This window comes from Shewanella sp. NKUCC01_JLK, assembly GCF_019345615.1.
Taxonomy (GTDB): domain Bacteria; phylum Pseudomonadota; class Gammaproteobacteria; order Enterobacterales; family Shewanellaceae; genus Shewanella; species Shewanella oncorhynchi.
This window is the reverse complement of the sequence record NZ_JAHKRD010000012.1, coordinates 29,992-47,532: the sequence shown is the minus strand read 5'-3', so window position 1 is coordinate 47,532 and position 17,541 is coordinate 29,992. Positions and strand designations below refer to the sequence as shown.

Genomic DNA, 17,541 nt, shown 5'->3' with positions numbered 1-17,541 from the left:
CAAGCCCTATACCGAATAAAAATTCCCCATAATAAAAAACCAATAAAATACAAAGTCGTAAGGAGATATTGTGAAAGCTTATCAACGTGAGTTTATTGAATTTGCCTTAGAACGTCAGGTGTTGCGATTTGGCGAATTTACCCTTAAATCGGGCCGTATCAGTCCTTATTTCTTCAATGCGGGTTTGTTCAATACTGGTCGTGATTTAGCGCGTCTGGGCCGTTTTTATGCCGCTGCATTAGTGGATTCTGGCATTGATTACGATTTGCTGTTTGGCCCAGCTTATAAAGGTATTCCAATTGCGACCACTACGGCGGTTGCCCTGTGTGAACACCACGATATCGATATTCCTTACTGCTTTAACCGCAAAGAGAAAAAAGATCACGGCGAAGGTGGCAGCTTAGTTGGTAGCGAGCTGAAAGGCCGCGTGATGTTGGTAGACGACGTGATCACTGCCGGTACGGCAATTCGTGAGTCTATGGAAATCATCGAAGCTCATAAAGCACAATTAGCGGGCGTGTTGATTGCTTTAGACAGACAAGAGAAAGGCAAGGGCGAGTTATCGGCTATTCAAGAGGTTGAGCGTGATTTTGGTTGTGGCATAGTGGCAATTATTAAACTTGCCGACCTCATTAGCTATCTGTCTGAAAAGCCAGGAATGGAAGTGCAGCTTGCCGCTGTGAGCCAGTACCGCGAGCAATACGGCATTTAAATCGAGTGCTTAGCCGCTGGTATTGATCAAGCGGCTATCGCAGGCTTGGTGAAATCAGTTAATCAGCCAGCATTGATCTTAGCTAGGTTGAGAAGGGGTTGATTGAGTGGGTATGAAAACAAAAAACGCTGCGATTCTATAGAAGGAATCGCAGCGTTTTTTATTGAGCTGTATTGATTGCTATTGATTTAGGCACGCTTTAAATCACGTTAAGTTTCAATACTTTTATTTAGACTGGTGCAAAAACTCGGCGCGAGTTGCGGGGTTAGATTTGAAAATACCGCCCAGCGCTGTGGTAGTGGTCGAACTGGTGGAGTCCATCACGCCACGGGATTTTACGCAGTAATGCACGGCATCCATTTTAACGGCAACGTCTTTGGTTTCGAGTAAGGTTTGCAGCGCGACTAACACTTGCTGAGTCAAACGCTCTTGCACTTGTGGACGTTGGGCGAAGAAACGTACTATACGGTTAATCTTTGATAAACCAATGATTTTTTTACGTGGTAGATAAGCTATGGTCGCAGTACCATCGATCGTCACTAAATGGTGTTCGCAGGTGCTGGTGAGGCTAATGTCTTGCACTCGCACCATTTCATCGAAGCCCATCTTATTGTCGATCACAGTTATCTTAGGGAAGTTCGCATAATCTAAGCCGGAGAAGATTTCATCGACGTACATTTTAGCAATGCGGCGCGGCGTATCGGCAAGGCTATCGTCTGACAGATCCAATGACATTAATGTCAGGATTTCTTTCATATGATGTTCAATCTTGTCTTTACGTTCTTCACTGCTGTAAACGCTTGGGAGCATTGGGGTTTCAAGTCCACGTTCTAATAACGCGGCTTGTACTTTTACTGCTGCTTCACTTAATGCCATCTTATCCTCCACTACGTCGTAGCGGCTATAACAGAAAACCTATGCTGATCATCGTGTAGTACTAGGGCTGTTCAGCATCAGATACAAATTATTGTTATTCTCGCTAGGGCAAGAATAGGGGGACGAGGATAGCGCGAATTGCAGACAATTCATACCGAAAAACGCGCATAGGCCACATGAAAAAGCCGATAGTCCTTATCGGATATCGGCTTTAAATCTACCATTGCCAATCGAGTTTAGCCTAGCAGTGTCGGCAAGTTTGAGTTAATTCTAAAGTTTCAGATTGGTTTTTAGGAAACTGAGCATTTGTTCATAGTATTTCGCTCTATGCTCATCGTTATAAAAACCGTGGCCTTCATTGTCCATTACCAGTTTTTGGTAAGGATAATTGTGAGCTTTTAGGCCTTTTTCGAGGGATTCGAGTTGCTCAATTGGCGCTCGATCATCTTCACCACCATGCACCAATAGTATGTTTGCTTTGAGTTTACCGACATTTTCAGAAGGAGACATTGCTTTGAGTACCGCTTTATCTTGGCCAAGCACATCCTTGAGATAGCTAGTACCAGAACGGCTGTTGGCGACATCGCCTTTATTAAACATCAATTCAAGATCATATACGCCAGCTACACCTATGGCGCATTTAAACATATCTGGCGCAAGCACAGCGCTCTGCAAGGCGCTGTACCCACCAAAACTGCCGCCAACAATACAGATGCGTTCCTTATCGGCAAAACCTTGGTCAATAACGTACTGGGTTGCGTCGATAATGTCATGCTGAATATCTGAGCCCCATTTTTGATAGCCAGCGCGTTCAAATTGATCGCCATATCCGCCTGAACCACGGAAGTTGACCTGTAGAACGGCTATGCCTTGGCTTGCTAGATATTGGTTTTGTGGGTCAAAGCCCCACCAGTCACGGATACCGTGTGGACCACCGTGTGGATTGACGACTAAGGGTAGGTTTTTAGCTTCTTTACCAAAGGGGAGCGTTAGATATCCATGGAGTTGTTTACCATCACGGCTGGTGAAACTGATGGGTTTAACATCAGCCATTTGCTCTGGGTCGAGCCATTTTTTAGCGGCGGCTAGATATTCAAGTTTTAGTGTTTTCGTATCAAATATGTAGTAATCGCCAGGGTTTCGATCGTTAAACGCAAGTACGACGAGTTTTGCTGCATCTCGGGTTTCGCTAACAATTCGTACTTGGTGACCGGGGAGAGCACCAAGCAGATCTTTTAGTAATTTAGCGTGCGAATCCTCATTATCGACAAAGGCATAACTTGGGTAACCATTTTCAAACTCGACGGCGTAAAGTTGTTTATTGGTGCCGTTAATCCAAAAGTTGCTAGGGTCAACGTTTTCATCCTGAATGATTTCAGTTTTATCGCCCGTTTCGAGATTAATTTTGTAAACCCCTAAGGTTTCACCTTGGGAGCGACCGGCGGCATAAATCGTATTTTTATCATCGGCAAAGGAGAGTGGTTTAAAATCAGCAAGACCTAGATTTAGTTTATCGGTATTTACCCAGTTACCATCTTTGCGGTAGAAGACTTTAGTGATGTTTTGTTTGTCTTCACCTGCAACGAAGCGAACCTCTCCATCATGGTCTGTCATAAAACGGGCTCTGCCGATAGGTGAGCCTGTGATGCGTTTACGTGTGCCATTGAACAAGTCTACGCGATAGACATCTTGTGATAGTTCAAAGTCAAGATTGATCCTATCATTCCATGGAATAGCATTGACTAACATGTAGCGTTCATCATCTGGCAGAGGATCGAGGATAAACGCGCTCGCCCGCATAGGGGTATTTTTCTTGATATTTGAACCTGTTTGTTGCTCGCCACTCTCGAAGCCGAATAAATACGCTTTTCGTGAACCATCGGCATTTACCGCCATCAATTCACCGTAGTAGATAGGTGTGTCTTGCCAGCCTTTTAGGTATTCTTTTGCCAGTACCAGTCGCTCACTGTTGGCCCATTCATAGTCGCCGACTTGAGCATTATCGGGAAAACGTATCGCATTGAGGAGTTTTTTGGTTTGGGTATCTAAGACTAAGAGAACGTTTTTACCTTCGACACTTGTGATAGCGCTTAAGTATTTACCAGTAGGCGATATTTTTACATCCGAGTACTCATCACCTTTGCTGAATAACTGTGCTTGCGATAACGCATTCGCGTTGGAGCTATTGGCTGCAAAGGTGGATATTGGAAGTATTGGTAAGCAAAGTGTCGCCAACATGGCTAATCGGAAGAGTTTCATCTGACATCCTTGTAAAATCATTGTGTTTTTTGTTCTTAAAATGTTTTTCGCGGATAAAACAAAAGATGGGGCGAAACAAGGAAGGAATATCGAAAATAAAGGACGATAGTTACCGTCCTTTATGTTGAAAAATCATTAGCTTTGTAAAAGTTGGTGCTGGATAAAACGCCACTGTTCATCGAAGTGTGTCGTCGGTTTGAGTTTGAATTCACTTCGTACAAATTGGGCGATGCGGCCTTCGGCAAAGGCTAACAGTAAATTGGCTAATATGGCTTCGTCTAAGTTGAAGCCTTTACCTTCTCGTAGGGTTTTTTCCCGTAAAATTTGCTTTAACTGGGTTTCAATTTTGGCAAATAAGTTACCAATACGACTTCGCAGGCGTTCATTTTCACCGAGTAGAGCATCACCGTTGAGAACGCGGGAAATTCCTGGGTTACGCTCGGCAAAGATCAGCAGCAGTTGCAGTACCAGCTGGCAGCGCTTCATGGTGTCTTTTTCGTCATCCATGATTAAATTGATGCGCGACAATAACGACTCTTCGATAAATTCGATTAAGCCTTCGAACATCCGCGCTTTACTCGGGAAGTGGCGATACAGTGCGGCTTCCGATACACCGACTTCTGAGGCCAGTTTCGCTGTGGTGATCCTTTGTCCTGGGTTGGTTTCTAGCATCTGCGCTAGACATTGCAGAATGTGTTCACGACGATTAATTTTTGGGCTTACAGCCATTACAGTATCCTTGGCTCAATAACGACTTAGGGGATTATTTAGTGCCTGAATGGCCAAATCCGCCTTCACCACGGTCTGAGCTGTCGAACTCATCAACGAGTTTGAATTGTGCTTGTACCACAGGAACAAACACCAGTTGCGCGAGACGATCGCCAATTTCTAAGGTGAATGGACTGTCACCACGATTCCAACAAGATACCATTAAGGGGCCTTGGTAATCTGAATCTATGAGTCCGACTAGATTCCCCAGTACGATACCGTGTTTATGGCCCAGGCCTGAGCGCGGTAAAATCACCGCTGCAAGTCCTGGGTCGGCCACATGAATGGCAATCCCCGTGGGAATGAGCACAGTTTCACCCGGTGCTATGGTTAAAGCCGTGTCTATCATGGCGCGAAGATCCATGCCTGCACTGCCTGCGGTGGCGTAAGCGGGCAAGGGAAATTCTGAGCCGATACGGGAGTCGAGAATTTTTAATTCAATCGGTGTTTTCATGTATTTGTTTTTTCTTTCACTATCAACGAAAGTAATTGCCGTGCCAACGTGAGTTTGTCAGTAGCAGGCAAATCTTGACTGCCGTGCGGCCAGAAAACACGCAGGGCATTAGCATCGGCATTAAAGCCTAGGCCAGCAATGGAAACGTCGTTTGCGGCGATCATGTTCAAGTTTTTACGTTTGAGCTTATCGCGCGCATAGGCTTCTACATCATGGGTTTCGGCGGCAAATCCCACCACAAAAGGACGGTTAGGTAAGCTCGCAACCGTGGCTAAGATATCAGGATTCCTCACCAGCGCAAGTTGCATTTCTTCGGTCGATTTTTTGATCTTACAGGTAGCAATATCGCTAATCCGGTAGTCTGCAACAGCGGCGCAGCCAATAAAAATATCTTTTTTATCAACGTTATCCATAACAGCATCGAGCATATTTTGCGCCGATTCAACATCAATGCGTACCACGCCTTCAGGAGTATTTAAATTTACGGGGCCTGAGACTAAGGTGACTGCTGCACCCATATCTGCCGCGGCTTTAGCCAGTGCAAAGCCCATTTTTCCAGAACTGTGATTTGAAATGTATCTGACGGGATCAATTGCTTCACGGGTTGGTCCGGCGGTAATAAGCACCGACTGGCCTGCAAGAGGCTGCGCAGAGACTTCTTTTGTTGCAAAAAAATCACTGGCTAGCTCGGCAATTTCTAGCGGTTCGAGCATGCGTCCAGGACCCACTTCACCACAGGCCTGACTGCCACTGGCGGGTCCCCAAAGTGTAAAACCACGTGATGCTAGGCTAGTTAAATTCGCTTGTGTAGCCAGATTACGGTACATCTGCTGATTCATTGCTGGACACAGGGCAATTGGCGCCTCAGTGGCAAGACATGTGGTGGTGATTAGCTCATCGGCCATGCCTGCATTAATCCGCGCCAATAGGTTTGCGGTTGCAGGGGCGATGATGACGAGATCTGCCCAACGAGCGAGTTCTATATGACCCATGGCTGCTTCTGCTGCGGGGTCGAGCAAGCTAGATGCCACTGGATGTCCAGACAACGCTTGCAGCGTCAGAGGCGTGATAAATTCCATCGCACTTTGGCTCATCACCACGCGCACATCAAAACCACGCTCTTTCAAGCGACGTACTAAATCAGCACTTTTATAGGCCGCAATACCGCCGCTAATGCCCAGCAGGACGTTTTTATTTGTCAGACTCACAGACATCATCCGAGATAGAAATAATGCCGGCAACAATATCACAAAGTGGTGAATTTTAGTGACTATCCCAGTTCAAAAAATCTCGTCCATACTCAGTAAAGTGAAAATATGTGAGATGACAGGGAGGTCACATGGGGATTAAAGATTGGCCTGAGGGCGAAGGTCCCAGAGATAAACTGTTACAAAAAGGAGCTGCGCATCTCTCGGATGCTGAATTACTGGCAGTATTACTGCGTAACGGTTTAGCCGGATTAAACGCGGTTGACCTTGCTAGGTCGCTTATTTGCGAGTTTGGCGGCCTCAGAAACCTGCTCTGTGCCCCAAGAAATCAGGTGTGTCGACTTCCGGGCGTAGGACCTGTAAAATACGCCCAGCTTCAAGCTGCGGCCGAATTAGCGCGGCGTGTAGCGCAGGAAAATCTGCAAAGAGGTCAGGTTTTGACAAATCCCGATTTAACTCGGGACTATTTAATGCGACAATTGGCCGATCGCTCCTATGAAGTGTTCGCAGTTTTACTGCTGGATAGCCAGCATAGAGTGATTCAATTTGTCGAATTATTCCGCGGCACAATAGACTCAGCCTCAGTGTATCCACGTGAAGTGGTGAGCTTAGTGCTGGAGAAAAAGGCCGCAGCAGTTATAGTTTGTCATAATCATCCGTCTGGTATTGCCGAGCCCAGTCAGGCTGACCGACGAATAACTGAGCGATTAAAAAATGCGTTAGCAACCATAGACGTATCCTTGTTGGACCATATGGTTGTAGGTGATCGAGAGATAGTTTCTTTTGCAGAACGAGGCTGGATTAATTAATCTAACACTTGATCTTCACTCTGTGATCGTGTATAAAATGCGCCCTCTTTGTGCCTCGGGCGACGGCCATACGAGGCACATTAATGCTCGAGCGTTAAAATTGTTTTTGGAGAAGATTGACATGTCAAGAGTATGCCAAGTTACTGGCAAGAAGCCGATGGTTGGTAACAACCGTTCGCATGCAAAAAACGCGACCCGTCGTCGTTTTTTACCTAACCTACAAAACCACCGTTTTTGGTTAGAAGAAGAAAAGCGTTTCGTACAGTTACGTGTATCTACTAAAGGTATCCGTCTGATCGACAAAAAAGGTATCGAAGTTGTTGTTGCTGAACTTCGTGCCCGTGGCGAGAAGGTATAATAGATCATGGCTAAAGCTAAAGGTAATCGTGAGAAGATCAAATTAGTTTCTACAGCTAAAACTGGTCACTTCTACACAACTGAAAAAAACAAGCGTAACATGCCTGAAAAAATGGAAATCAAAAAATTTGATCCAGTTATTCGTCAGCACGTTATCTACAAAGAAGCCAAAATCAAGTAATCCTTGGTTAGTGTTTCGAGAAAAGCCCCTTATTTAAGGGGCTTTTTTTTGCATTTTTTTAGTGGCTAGTCATCAAGTTGAGATAATTGCCTCGCAAACTGATGCCGCTGAATCATCCCCTGTGAAGTTAAAAAAGTGTGAACACTTACTGAAAATATAAAATAGTGCGGTTCTAAGCACTTTAAATCATCAAATCTGCACTTTAGTGAGAATAAATTCTTTATATGTGAATTAAAATGCAATACCATACGCGAAAGTTAGCGATTCATTCCTGGTGTGTCATAGTGACGCTGCCAGCTCAAAAATGAGGTGTAAATAACGCGTGCGTACCACTGAACTGGTTGATGGATTTCGTCATTCTGCCCCCTATGTTAATGCTCACAGAGGTAAAACTTTTGTGGTCATGCTTGGCGGTGAAGCTTTGGCTCAAAATCAATTCCGCGCCATCTTAAATGATGTCGCCCTGCTGCACAGTTTAGGGATCAAAGTGGTTTTGGTATATGGCGCTAGGCCGCAGATTGATGCTGCATTAGCCGCCAACGGTATTGCACCTGCCTACCACGACGGTGTGCGTATCACGGATGAAGATTCGCTCAAAGTGATTAAGCAAGTTGCGGGTGCACTGCAATTTGATATCACAGCGCGTTTATCCATGAGTTTAAGTAATACGCCGATGCAAGGTGCGCAAATTAACTTAGTGAGCGGCAACTTTGTGATTGCTCAACCACTGGGTGTGGATAATGGTGTGGACTTTTGTCTGAGTGGCAAAGTGCGTCGTATTGATGTGCAAGGCTTAAAACGTCAGCTAGATAATCACTGCATCGTATTGATGGGGCCGATTGCGGCTTCGGTTACTGGTGAAAGCTTTAATCTCACCGCCGAGGAAATCGCGACTCAAGTGGCAATTAAGCTCAAAGCAGACAAGATGATCGGCTTTAGCTCACAGAACGGTATTCTCGATCGTAATGGCGATGTGATTGCGGAGTTGATGCCAAATGATGCGCAAAACATCATGAACAAGCTGGCCGAGCAAGGGTCTGCTTGTGTTGGCACTATGGCGTTTCTCAAAGCCAGTATCGATGCTTGCCGCAATGGCGTACCGCGTTGTCATTTAGTTAGCTACCTCGAAGATGGCGCCTTGTTGCAGGAACTGTTTTCTCGCGAAGGGATAGGCACACAAATCGTCACTGAGAGTGCTGAGCGTTTACGCTGTGCATCAATCGCCGATATTGGCGGTGTGTTGAACCTTATCCGTCCATTGGAGGAACAAGGCATTCTGGTGCGTCGTAGTCGTGAGCAGCTTGAGATTGAAATCGAACAGTTCATGTTGATTGAACGTGATGGTTTAGTGATTGGTTGCGCTGCGCTCTATCCTTTTGAAGAGGACAATGCGGGTGAGTTTGCTTGTTTAGTGGTGCATCCCGATTATCGCGATGCCGACAGAGGGAGCTTACTGCTGAAGAACATTATCAATCAGGCTAGAAACCGTGGTTATTCACGCTTGTTTGCATTGACAACTCGGAGCATTCACTGGTTCCTCGAGCATGGTTTTGTGATTGAAGATGTTGAAGCACTACCACAGAAGAAGAAGCAGTTGTATAACTATCAACGCCGCTCAAAAATTCTCGCGCTCGATCTTTAAGCCGTTCTAAATCAATCCAATCAATGCCAGCCTAGTACTCATATTAGCGCTGGCATTTTTATTGACATAATATGTCTTTATTGGCAGATTAAGACTTCACTGCACGGGAGATACTGCCAATGAGTCCTCAATTTTTTGAACTCGCCCCTTTAACCCAAACCTCTATCTTCAGTTTTATCGTCTTATTGCTCGGTTTAGCGGGTATCTTACTGATATTATGGCTAAAAAATATGCCTAAGATAGCGAAGTCAGCGAGTTTAGGTATATTGCTGGTGATGATGGGCGGATTTTCTTGGGTCTTCTATCAATCGAATAGCGCCGAATTAGTGTTAACCGATACAGAGCTCACATTGGATGTTCCCTTCTATAAAGTGCAGTTATCCCGCGTGGATTTATTGCCCGCCGAGGCACGCATAGTCGATTTGCAACAAGAGGCAGATTTAACGCCGAGCTTTAAAACCAACGGTATAGGCATGCCAGGATTTCAATTGGGCTGGTTTAATCTACAGGGGAAAGGCAGGGCATTTTTGGCGATAACAGATAAATCGCAGTTAGTGTTAGTGCCAACGACTAAAGGCTACAGTTTATTACTGACAGTATCGCAAGGGAGTGAGTTTTTAGCACAGTTACAGAAGTAATCATTATATGTCATCACTTCTGCCACTGTGTTTATCGGCGTGATAATGCTCACGCCGTTTTGCGTTTATAGGCCATATCTAAGGTAAAGACGAGCAGCGCGCTCCAGATAAATCCGAAGGTCACGCCTTTTTCGGCATCGAAGGGCTCATTGAATAGACTCACCGCGAGGATAAACATAATACTCGGGCCAATATATTGGAAAAAGCCGAGCATAGACAATGGAATACGTACCGCTGCCCCTGCAAAACACAGCAAAGGAATGGTAGTCACTATCCCAGCCGCCATTAACATCAGATTCAATTGCCAGTCATTAGTCAGCATGCTCGCTGTGGCTGTGTCTAAGGTTGCGACGAGATAAATCAGCGCTACCGGTAATAACACTGCAGTTTCGACCAATAATCCGGCCTTAGCATCCACATTGACCTTTTTTCGCAGTAGCGCATAGAAACCAAAGGTGCCCGCGAGTGCCAGTGAGACGATGGGAATTGAGCCAAAAGAGATTAACTGGATCAATACACCAGCGCTGGCGAGTGAAACCGCAAACCATTGCAGTTTACGCAATCTTTCGCCTAGAAATAACATACCGAGTAAGACGTTGAGTAAAGGATTGATGAAGTAACCTAGGCTGGCATCGAGCATGTGATCGTTATTTACCGCCCAGATAAATAGTAGCCAGTTTCCCGCGATCAATATGGAAGTAATGGTGAGAACCATCAACTGTTTAGGCTGTTTAAACAGTAAGCGTAAGCGAGAAAAACCGCCGATAAACTGCATAATGATCAGCATAAACACGAATGACCAAATCACTCGATGGAGCAAAATTTCGGTGGCGGAAACATGGTTGAGTAATTTGAAATATAAAGGCGCAAAACCCCACATACAGTAAGCACTGACGGCAAGTAGGATCCCTTTGCGGTATTCAAGATTTGGCATGAGACATCTTCGAAGAACAACAAGGTGGCGATTGTAGGTGTGTCTGACCGCTGACTCAAGGGTATCGCCGTGTTCTTTTCGTTACAGAATATCTCCGCAATAGATTGAATGGGCGATTAAAGTGAGTAAACATCCTGTTGATCAAGACGTTTACCTTAGTCAATTTTGAGCCCTAAGGCAGTAATACACATCTAAATTTAACCGCCTAACCCACCATATAAGTCCCTGTTCCAAAAGCGATATGGGTGCCTTGCTCATTATGTAGTTCCATGCGGCATACTGAAACTCGATTACCCGCACGAATGACGCTGCCCGTGCCCGTAAAGGTGAGGCCGCGTCCCGGCCGCAGATAATCGACGCGCATATCAATCGTCCCTAGGGTTTGCAGGCGTTGCTGCAGCTCTTCGACCGTCCAATCATCACGACTGGCGACCAGTCCTGCAAAGGCCGTGAGTCCGCCAACCACATCGAGTACCGTTGCTGTCACACCGCCGTGGAGGATTTGCTGGTGGATATTGCCAATCAGCTCAGGCTTCATGTTGATCACGACTTCGACGCCATCAATGTCATAACGCTTGATATCGAGTCCGAGTAGATTATGGAAAGGGACATGTTGATCAAATACTGCTGCGACTCTTCTCAAAGCTTCGGCTTGGATTGGGCTGGTCATTTTGGGGTCCTTGTCACTGAGTGACGGTATTAGGCGTAATTGGATTTGTTATCAACACTGAGATAAACAAAGTGCGGCTTAGAGCAATTAATCTACAGTGAAGCTTACGGCTAATGCAACTCCGTCGCTAAAATGACGACACCGTTTCGGCAGTTTTTAAAGTATTTTACCCCGCGTTCGTTATTTTTGGCTTAGCCCACTAGGGTTAAAATAGCTGCAATTGTGGTGAATTGCCTCGTCTAAAGCACTTTAAATTACCGTTGAATCCTGCATTTTGAACTAGTTTGGGTATAGAATAGGCCCCCTCACTTTTGACATAGAAGATCCATGGAAAAGCTCGTACTCGACACGCATGATGATCCGCTCTCGCAACGCCTAGCACAGGTGTTTGGTTACCGTGACTTTAGGGACGGTCAGCGGGAGGTGATAGAACGTGTTTGCGGCGGGCAAGATTGCTTAGTGATTATGCCAACGGGTGGCGGTAAGAGTTTGTGTTATCAGTTACCCGCCTTGATGATGAATGGCATCACTATTGTCGTCTCTCCATTGATTTCTTTGATGAAAGACCAAGTTGATAGCTTGTTGCAAACCGGTGTTGCAGCGGCTTATCTCAATTCTTCATTGCCGCGCGAGCAGAGCGCCGAAGTATTAAGGCAGCTACGCCACGGTGAGTTAAAGTTACTTTATGTGTCACCTGAGCGCTTATTAACCGCTGATTTTATTGAGCGTATGCAGTCTCTCCAGCTGGCGATGTTTGCCATCGATGAGGCGCATTGTATTAGTCAGTGGGGTCATGATTTTCGCCCTGAATATGCGGCGCTCGGCCAGCTAAAACAACTCTTCCCCTATGTGCCCATGATGGCGCTGACCGCAACAGCAGATCAGGCGACTCGGCAGAGTATTTGTGAGCGGCTCGGTATTGACCCGTTCCGTTTACTTTCAAGTTTCGATCGGCCCAATATTCGCTATACAGTCGCCGAAAAGCTTAATGCAGCTAATCAGTTACGACATTTTTTAACGCTGCAGAATGGCACTAACGGCATTATTTATTGCAGCAGTCGCCGTCGTGTCGATGAAGTCGCTGACCGTTTATGCCTGCAAGGTTTTAATGCCAAGGCCTATCATGCGGGAATGACGCAGGAAGACCGTGGTGCAGTACAGGATAGTTTCCTTAAAGATCAAATTGATATTGTGGTTGCCACTGTGGCTTTCGGTATGGGGATTAATAAGTCGAATGTGCGCTTTGTAGTGCATTACGATATCCCGAAAAGTATCGAAGCCTATTATCAGGAAACGGGCCGAGCAGGACGTGATGGGCTCGATGCAGAAGCTTTTATGTTGTTCGATCCCGCCGATATTGGTCGGGTGCGACATTTGATTGAACAGTCCGAGCCAGGGCCGCAGCAACAGGTCGAATTCCACAAACTTAATACTATGGCCGCCTTTGCTGAGGCGCAGACCTGTCGCCGCCAAGTGTTGCTGCATTACTTCGATGAGAGTGCATTAGAGCCCTGTGGTAACTGCGACATTTGCCTCGACCCGCCTAAGCGTTATAACGGCACCGAAGATGCGCAGAAGGTGTTGTCATGTATTTTCCGTTTAGGCCAGCGTTTTGGTATCAATCATTTAATTGAAGTGTTGCGCGGTTCGAAAGGCGCACCGATAGTCGATCGAGGGCATGACAAACTCACGACTTGGGGGATTGGTAAAGACAAGAGCCATGAGTATTGGCTGAGTGTGATCCGTCAATTGATCCACTTGGGACTGGCGAGTCAAGATGTGACTCGTGGCTCCTCTATTACCTTAAACCCATCGGCACGGCCTGTGCTCAAAGGGGAAGTGGCGCTAATGCTTGCTGAACCGCGTATTCAGTTAACAACCACAAAACGTAAGGCGAGTCAGTCTAAAGCACCGTTGAATTATGACCGTAAGTTGTTCGCACGGTTGAAGTTATTGCGTAGAACCATTGCCGAGCAGCAGGATGTGCCGCCGTATTTAGTCTTTAACGACGCTACCCTCGCAGAAATGGCAGCCATGATGCCAACGAGCGCGGGGGAAATGCTCGCCGTCAACGGAGTGGGCGAGCGTAAACTGAGCCGTTTCGGTGACGCTTTTCTCGATGAAATCGCGGCTTATTTAGCGGGAGAATAATAGTTTGGATTATTCTCATTGACTTTAACCTTGCCCAATTGATTGATACTGGCTCGCTTAATTAAAGACTCTAAGGTATCAAACTGTTGCATCGCCGCTATACCAATATTGACCTTACTTGAACCCTGCCAAGGCTGAATGCAAGCAACTAACTGACTAACGACTCTTTTAGCACCAGTTGCCGAGGTATGCGGCAGGATAATGACAATTTCATCCATAGAATATCGGATTAACTTATCTTGCTCCCGTAGTCTGTGTTGTAGCTCATCCTGTAAGAGAGGTAGGTCAACTTGACGGATCTGACTCGCATTAAACAATAATAAAGACAGTGGGTAATTACCTTGTTTGGCACTGTTTAATGCTGATGTGACTTGTTGGAGCAGCGTTTCCGCAGGTTCATTACCTTCAATATGTGGGGCTCGATTATTCTGTTTATCAATCAAATACCAAATAGCTCCGCCCAATAATGCCATCGCGATTAAGAACAGTGTGCTATAGGCCCAATCGACATTTAGCTCTTGTAAGATTGAATCTTTTTCTGGTGCAGTGCTATTTGGCTCCTGCTGCAGATCTTGTTGATTTAGACGGGCCTTAAACTGCAATATCCGAGCATTATTCATCGCTTGATTGGTGAGCTCGGCCGCTCGATAACGTTTGAGCAAGAAAGAATAGGCTTGTTTAAAATCCCCTTTTTCTAAGTAGTGATCGCTCATGATCCCGTAAAACCCTTTAAGATCTGAGTATTGTTTTAGGTTTTCAGCTTGCTCAATAGCGTGATTCATGAGGATTAAAGCGGCATCTTCTTGATGCTGAGCAAAACGAATTTGGGCGAGTAGGCGAGTTGAACGCATTGTCGCTAATTGTTGATTTTGTTTTTTAAACGTATTAATCGCGATAGAAAGATATTCTTCGGCATTATCGATGCGGCCTTTATCGAGCGCGATTGAGGCCAAAATGGCATAACTGTAGGCGAGTTCAAGTGGCGAACCGAGCTCAGGTAAAAGCGCTTTAGCTTGTTGTTCGAGTTTATCACTGTAATCAAACTCTTGATTATCAAGCGCTATCCGAGCTGCATTGCGTAAAATAAAGTGTAAAACTTTCCCTTTTGCATCGGCACTTTGTATACCTAAGTTGGTGTAATACATGGCTTGGGGGAAATCATGGGTGGCATAAAGTAAATTTCCCATCGCGGCATACACATAGGCCTGTGGTGGCCAAATCCAATTTTGGGTTTGAGCATGAATATCCGGATAAATATCAATCGCGAGGCGTAAATCTTCGATAGCAGAGGAGAAGTTATCAGTGTCAGTATCGAGTTGGCCACGTAAGCGTAAAGCATCGACTAAGGCTTGTGGTTGCTGGTAACGTCGCGCTAGGTTAATGGCTGAATCAAGCAAAGGTAGGGCATTTTGAACATTGTTATAGCTAAGGTTGGCGTCGGCTTGGCAGATCAAAAAGTAAGGTCGTACTTGATCTAGCTTAAGTTGTTTAGCGTTTGCTTCGCCTAATTGAGCGACGTTGATAGCGGCTTCATTTTCCCCTATTTGTAGTAGGTTTTGGCATTTCAACACACTTAATCTGAGTCGATTGATATCTGAGCTTGCACTGGTCGCAAATTGTTTTTCTAACGCTGTTATTTGAGTGAGTGCTTTACTGGGATATTGGTAGACGAGTTCAGTGAGTTCATCTAATTGGTCTATAGCACTGGCCCCAAAGGGAAACAGCCATAACAACAGGCTCAGTACCAAGACGCGAAAATCCATTTTGTGCTCCATATAAAATGCGTAAGTTCTAATATCCCTAATTACTAAGGCGGGATTATAACTTTTCTTAATCGTTTTTTGCATAAAAAACTATTTTTTTCTAAGGGGAATAAGTTAACACATCCCAGTGATTTCTGAATCCAAACAGCCGGTTAATTCTGTGGAATCGATCACTAATTTGGGGATGAAACTCACCGTTATTAGCCTTAAGACAGGTTGAATGAGTGGAACATGAAAAAATTAGGGTTGACACTATCGGCTAGGCAAGTTAAATATTAACCGTCCTCAATAATTCAAACAGAATAAATATACAGATTAAATGAATATTGTTAGCCGCAAACTCGACCTCCTCCTTCTCTCTCTCGCGGTTTATACGCGGAGGTCTTAGTGTTGCACGCTCGATAAAGAGGCAAAGCATTCACAAACCCCGCACCGATGTTGCGGGGTTTTTTGTATCTGAATACGGCAAAAATTAACTAACGAACGGTGACGTTCCATGGAGAAGCGAGATGTCTAACAGAGTCATAATATTTGATACTACCTTGCGTGATGGTGAGCAGGCGTTAGCCGCAAGTTTGTCGGTCAAAGAAAAACTACAGATCGCTATGGCGCTGGAACGTCTCGGTGTGGATGTGATGGAAGTGGGTTTTCCGGTTTCTTCACCCGGTGATTTTGAGTCAGTGCAGACCATAGCGCGTACCATTAAAAATAGCCGCGTTTGTGCCTTATCCCGTGCATTGGAAAAGGACATCGATGCCGCGGCGCAGGCCTTGTCTGTCGCAGATCAATTCCGTATCCATACGTTTATCTCGACCTCAACGATTCACGTTGAGAGCAAGTTGAAGCGTTCTTTCGACCAAGTGTTAGAGATGGCCGTAGGCGCGGTGAAGTATGCCCGCCGTTTTACCGACGATGTGGAGTTTTCCTGTGAGGATGCGGGGCGTACGCCCATCGATAATCTATGTCGTATGGTAGAAGCCGCCATTCGTGCGGGCGCACGCACCATTAATATTCCCGATACGGTCGGTTACACAGTACCAAGCGAGTTTGGCAATATCATTCAGACTTTGTTTAATCGGGTGCCGAATATCGACCAAGCGGTGATCTCAGTGCATTGCCACGATGACTTAGGTTTATCTGTGGCTAACTCGATTACCGCTGTACAGCACGGTGCGCGTCAAATCGAATGTACCATCAATGGTATAGGTGAGCGTGCGGGTAACTGTTCGCTGGAAGAGATCGCTATGATTTTAGCGACGCGTAAGGGGATGTTGGGATTAGAAACGGGCATTAATGCCAAGGAAATTCATCGTACTTCTAATTTAGTCAGCCAGTTATGCAATATGCCAGTGCAGGCGAACAAGGCGATTGTCGGTGCCAATGCCTTTACCCATTCGTCGGGTATCCATCAGGATGGCATGTTAAAAGCACAAAATACCTATGAAATCATGACGCCCGAAAGCATAGGTTTGAATCGTAACAACTTGAATATGACCTCGCGCTCGGGTCGCCATGTGATCAAGCATCGCATGGAAGAAATGGGCTATAGCGAGCACGATTACAATATGGATACTCTGTATGAAGAGTTTCTAAAATTGGCAGATAAAAAAGGCCAAGTATTTGATTATGATTTAGAAGCCTTAGCCTTTATGGAAGCGCAGGCCGAAGAAGACAATCACTATCAATTGCAGCAATTAGTGGTGCAGTCTGACTCAACTGAAGGCGTAGCTACGGCGACTGTGCGTATCGAAGTGGGCGGCGAAATTAAAACCGAAGCCGCAACGGGTAATGGTCCTGTCGATGCTGCCTATAACGCGATTGCCCGCGCAACCGATCGCCGAATCGATATCATCAGCTACAAGCTAGGCGCTAAGGGTGTAGGTCAAAATGCCTTAGGCCAAGTCGACATTACCGCGGTTTACCACGAGCAGAACTTTCACGGCGTAGGTTTAGCGACCGATGTGGTCGAAGCCTCGGCGCGCGCTTTAGTGCATGTGATGAACTTAACGTGCCGCGCAGACAAGGTCGCCGATTACAAACAAAGCATGCAAAAAAACCGAGAGCTAGGCGGCGTCTAGTCGCTAAAAGCATCCAAAGAATAGCAAGGTCGAGCATAAAG

The 17,541-nt window shown here is 45.8% G+C and carries 16 protein-coding genes; 8 read left to right on the top strand and 8 right to left on the bottom strand.

Translation table 11 applies throughout. The features are described from left to right. Positions 1–70 precede the first annotated feature (70 nt). Positions 71–712, top strand: coding sequence for an orotate phosphoribosyltransferase (gene pyrE, locus KO537_RS14025; protein WP_006079863.1), 642 nt, complete (start codon positions 71–73; stop codon positions 710–712). A gap of 225 nt (positions 713–937) precedes the next feature. Here pyrE and folE read toward each other — a convergent pair whose 3' ends face one another. From folE to coaBC, 5 genes are all read right to left on the bottom strand, one after another. After that, on the bottom strand, positions 938–1,588 hold the full coding sequence (gene folE / locus KO537_RS14020) for a GTP cyclohydrolase I FolE (RefSeq protein WP_006079864.1): 651 nt from the start codon (positions 1,586–1,588) through the stop codon (positions 938–940). 270 nt (positions 1,589–1,858) lie between these two features. Beyond that, entirely contained in the window at positions 1,859–3,847 is a 1,989-nt protein-coding gene (locus tag KO537_RS14015) for a S9 family peptidase (RefSeq protein ID WP_219234679.1), read from the bottom strand. 135 nt (positions 3,848–3,982) lie between these two features. Continuing rightward, complete coding sequence (gene slmA, locus KO537_RS14010) at positions 3,983–4,576, bottom strand: nucleoid occlusion factor SlmA (protein ID WP_113941097.1); 594 nt, start codon at positions 4,574–4,576, stop codon at positions 3,983–3,985. A gap of 34 nt (positions 4,577–4,610) precedes the next feature. Further along, positions 4,611–5,069, bottom strand: a complete 459-nt coding sequence (gene dut, locus KO537_RS14005) for a dUTP diphosphatase (protein WP_219234678.1) — start codon at positions 5,067–5,069, stop codon at positions 4,611–4,613. Further along, positions 5,066–6,286, bottom strand: a complete 1,221-nt coding sequence (coaBC, locus tag KO537_RS14000) for a bifunctional phosphopantothenoylcysteine decarboxylase/phosphopantothenate--cysteine ligase CoaBC (RefSeq protein ID WP_219234747.1) — start codon at positions 6,284–6,286, stop codon at positions 5,066–5,068. The genes dut and coaBC overlap by 4 nt, the downstream gene beginning before the upstream one ends. Before the next feature lie 122 nt (positions 6,287–6,408). Between coaBC and radC the strand changes: the two genes are divergently transcribed. The 5 genes from radC (at position 6,409) to KO537_RS13975 (ending at position 9,904) form a co-directional block, all read left to right on the top strand. Continuing rightward, positions 6,409–7,086 (top strand): DNA repair protein RadC, encoded by a 678-nt coding sequence (gene radC, locus KO537_RS13995; protein WP_113941095.1) that lies wholly within the window; start codon positions 6,409–6,411, stop codon positions 7,084–7,086. Between the two features lie 121 nt (positions 7,087–7,207). Then, positions 7,208–7,444 (top strand): 50S ribosomal protein L28, encoded by a 237-nt coding sequence (rpmB, locus tag KO537_RS13990; protein WP_006079870.1) that lies wholly within the window; start codon positions 7,208–7,210, stop codon positions 7,442–7,444. 6 nt (positions 7,445–7,450) lie between these two features. Next, complete coding sequence (gene rpmG / locus KO537_RS13985) at positions 7,451–7,624, top strand: 50S ribosomal protein L33 (RefSeq protein ID WP_006079871.1); 174 nt, start codon at positions 7,451–7,453, stop codon at positions 7,622–7,624. Positions 7,625–7,946: 322 nt separating this feature from the next. After that, the gene (argA, locus tag KO537_RS13980) at positions 7,947–9,266 is read left to right on the top strand and encodes an amino-acid N-acetyltransferase (protein ID WP_105251176.1); all 1,320 of its coding nucleotides are present in this window, start codon (positions 7,947–7,949) and stop codon (positions 9,264–9,266) included. A 119-nt stretch (positions 9,267–9,385) separates the two neighbouring features. Beyond that, positions 9,386–9,904: a PH domain-containing protein gene (locus KO537_RS13975; RefSeq protein WP_173247371.1), complete on the top strand. Its 519-nt coding sequence runs from the start codon at positions 9,386–9,388 to the stop codon at positions 9,902–9,904. A 49-nt stretch (positions 9,905–9,953) separates the two neighbouring features. On the opposite strand, the gene rarD is transcribed toward KO537_RS13975, so the two are convergent. Both rarD and KO537_RS13965 read right to left on the bottom strand, forming a co-directional pair. Beyond that, positions 9,954–10,838: an EamA family transporter RarD gene (rarD, locus tag KO537_RS13970; RefSeq protein WP_198572571.1), complete on the bottom strand. Its 885-nt coding sequence runs from the start codon at positions 10,836–10,838 to the stop codon at positions 9,954–9,956. A gap of 205 nt (positions 10,839–11,043) precedes the next feature. Next, positions 11,044–11,508: a thioesterase family protein gene (locus KO537_RS13965; protein ID WP_006079875.1), complete on the bottom strand. Its 465-nt coding sequence runs from the start codon at positions 11,506–11,508 to the stop codon at positions 11,044–11,046. Positions 11,509–11,835: 327 nt separating this feature from the next. Here KO537_RS13965 and recQ point away from each other — a divergent pair, with 327 nt between their 5' ends. Beyond that, complete coding sequence (gene recQ / locus KO537_RS13960) at positions 11,836–13,659, top strand: DNA helicase RecQ (protein ID WP_219234677.1); 1,824 nt, start codon at positions 11,836–11,838, stop codon at positions 13,657–13,659. Here recQ and KO537_RS13955 read toward each other — a convergent pair. After that, entirely contained in the window at positions 13,641–15,422 is a 1,782-nt protein-coding gene (locus KO537_RS13955; RefSeq protein WP_219234676.1) for a diguanylate cyclase, read from the bottom strand. The two genes, recQ and KO537_RS13955, sit on opposite strands and share 19 nt — an antisense overlap. Before the next feature lie 509 nt (positions 15,423–15,931). Between KO537_RS13955 and leuA the strand changes: the two genes are divergently transcribed. Next, the gene (leuA, locus tag KO537_RS13950) at positions 15,932–17,500 is read left to right on the top strand and encodes a 2-isopropylmalate synthase (protein WP_113941087.1); all 1,569 of its coding nucleotides are present in this window, start codon (positions 15,932–15,934) and stop codon (positions 17,498–17,500) included. Positions 17,501–17,541 lie beyond the last annotated feature (41 nt).